The 2,620-nt window shown below is 68.3% G+C and carries 1 protein-coding gene and 1 pseudogene; one reads left to right on the top strand and one right to left on the bottom strand.

Annotation, left to right across the window (positions count from 1 at the left end; genetic code table 11):
- Positions 1–412: 412 nt before the first annotated feature.
- Positions 413–804, top strand: a pseudogene (locus ACX80K_RS17925) (dihydrofolate reductase); the annotation flags it as partial.
- Positions 805–2,368: 1,564 nt separating this feature from the next.
- On the opposite strand, the gene ACX80K_RS17920 reads toward ACX80K_RS17925, so the two are convergent.
- The coding region (locus ACX80K_RS17920; RefSeq protein ID WP_459273268.1) for a hypothetical protein at positions 2,369–2,620 on the bottom strand (252 nt) is incomplete at its 5' end.

Below are 2,620 nucleotides of genomic sequence, written 5' to 3'. Positions count from 1 at the left end.
TACTGCACCCGAGAGAGTGTGGGAGAGTAGGACACCGCCGGACAACCACTACAGGCAAGAGGCCCCACCACCGGTGGGGCCTCTTCCCCATTAACCACCCACCACCACCCGCCCCCCACAGCGTCGGCCCCCACACCGCCGGCCCGGCCCCCACAACCCGCCGGCCCGACTTCCACACCGCCGGCAGCGCCCGCCCACCCCTGCGGACGCCGGGGTACGGGGGCGACCGACCCGTTGGACCGGCACAGGTGAAGCCGGCGCCGGGGATAGCAGCTGTCGTCGACAGCTGCTCCGAGATGCACTGCGTCGGGGTCCACCGGAGGGGACGCACCTCCTTCTTCCCGAGACCTCGAGCCCTGCCCGGGCTACTGTGGGCACCCGAAAGGTGAGGAGACCCGAGGGCAGGGTGGTCATGTACGGTTCGGTGTCGGTGGACGGCTTCATCGCCGACGACAACGATCAACCCGGACCGCTGTTCGACTGCTGTCGGGCGGGGACGTCCCGCTGGACGAGAGCGGTGCGTCGAAGGTGTCACAGACGGCCTACGACTACCCCCGGCCGTACTGGGACCACGTCGGGGCGACCATCGTCGGACGCCGCGTCTTCGACCGGACGGACGGCTGGGACGGGCAGCCTCCGGGCGGGGTCGACCACGTGGTGGTCGTGACACACCGGTCCAAGCCCGAGGGCTGGGACCTCGGGGCGCCCTTCCACTTCGTCGACAGCGTCGAGGCAGCCCTGGCCAGGGCACAGGAGCTCGCAGCCGACCGCATCGTCGGGGTCGCCGCCGGCGACGTCGGTGGGCTCGGCGTTCTCCGGATGCTGACCATCCGGAGGAGGGGTGGCGCGGCGTGGCTGACTCGCCGCTGCGGGAGGAGATCGAGGTCGACGGGTGTCCGGCGGGTCTCGGTGATGGCTGGGTGTCGCCGCCATCGCCGTACACGATGATGTTCCGAGCCGGAGTCAGCGCGAACCGACGGCCACAGCGACCGTTGGCGTGCTCGTAGGGGGAGCGGACCGTTCCACGCCTTGGCCGGGACCCGTGTGCCAGCTGTACAGGCGCCCCACCGTCCATCGGCAGAGCCCGCTCGACGAACGACCCGCGCTCCGACCTCGAGTTCATTGATGATCGCCGATTCGGGAACGCTGGTGCACACATCCAGTACCACCCTCCCGGATCGTGACGTGCGGACCAGGCTGGTCCGCCCTGCCCGGCCCTCCCTAGCGCGAGGACAACCGAGGGCCTGATCAGACTGGCCTTCGGACAAGCATCACGCCGGCAGAGAGGCGTCGCACTGACAGGGGAGTAGCAACCCGCCTGCGGGTGATCCGCGCCGAGGTTGCACGCAGGCCCGCGAACGCCTGCCACCCGGTGGGAGTACTCGGTCGATCCGGCCGCGGACGGCGATGTCGGGCCGCCAGCCGGAGGCGCGAGGCGTGAGGCACGAGCGCGAGGTCCGACGTGACCGTCCTGCACCGCCGGGCGGATCAGCGCCCCGACCGGGCAGGAGGCGTTCTTCGAGACTCTTCGACACCTCGAAGCCGGATGCCACCGTGGAGGCGGGCCGGGACAGGCCGAGGCCGCTGCCCCGGTGGTAGCCGGCACCAGGGTGCCGACAGCCGGTCCGCGCGCCTTCCACCGTCCGGCATGGAGACATTCGACGTCGGATACGTCGGACGCATCGCCCGCGGGCGCCCGAGGACGGCGGTGTCGAGGAGCCGGCCGGTGGTGTTCCGCCGCCGCCATCTCGACCGAGTCACGAGTGTGAACCCTTGGTAGAGGTCGACGCGGCGGGTGACTCCCACGGAAGGCCGAGCATGCACGTGGGTCAGGGTCCACGGCTCGGTCGGAAACCACCTCGCCCCGAAGTTCCGCGAGCACACCGGGCCTGCTCGCGACGAGCTGTCGGTCCTGTGCTCGGCGGGCAACCGGGATGGAGCGCCCGAGTGTCTCGCGCGTCGGCGACTCGCTGGGGCACCCGTGGCGCCTCGTCCGGATGGCCGCTTCGCAAGCGCTCGTGCCAGGGGTGCCACGCTGGTCCTAGGCGCCGTCCACCCTGCGACCGCGCCCCCGTCAGGCGCCGGCCTCCAGCGACACGCAGTGGGGCTCAGCCGGCCTCGCGGACAGGGAAGCCCGGCACGCGACGGCTGCGTCAGGAGGCCATCCCGCGGCCCGGGAGGGCCACGTAGACGCCGGCTGCCGGCGTGACGCAGGCGACGTCGCCTCGGTTTGCCCGCACACCGACCGGCGTGTAATGTTTCATGAGTTGCCCCGGTGAGGGTGACCAATCCCTTCAAAACCAATGGTCGGTTCGTGCGCTCTGAAATGCATGGGAATTCGACCATTAATTGTCATGGGATTGTCCTGTCATATGTATTTCCGCAGGCCGTAGGCCAAAGCGGAGGATTTGACAAGAGAAAACAGAATGAAATAAGCTGTGAACACAACGGCGAAGGAAAGCAGGGCCGAGAAAGCGTGAAAGCGCCGGCTCAGCGAGTAATCGCATGTTCCTGTTGTTTGAGAACTCAATAGTGTGCCAAGTTTGTTGATACCGATTGTTTTTTGATTGGTTGAATTGGCTGGTTGCCGCATGTTGTGTGGTGGCTGGTTTTTTTGGCT

This window comes from Arthrobacter sorbitolis, assembly GCF_054510995.1.
This window is presented reverse-complemented; position numbering and strand designations above follow the sequence as displayed.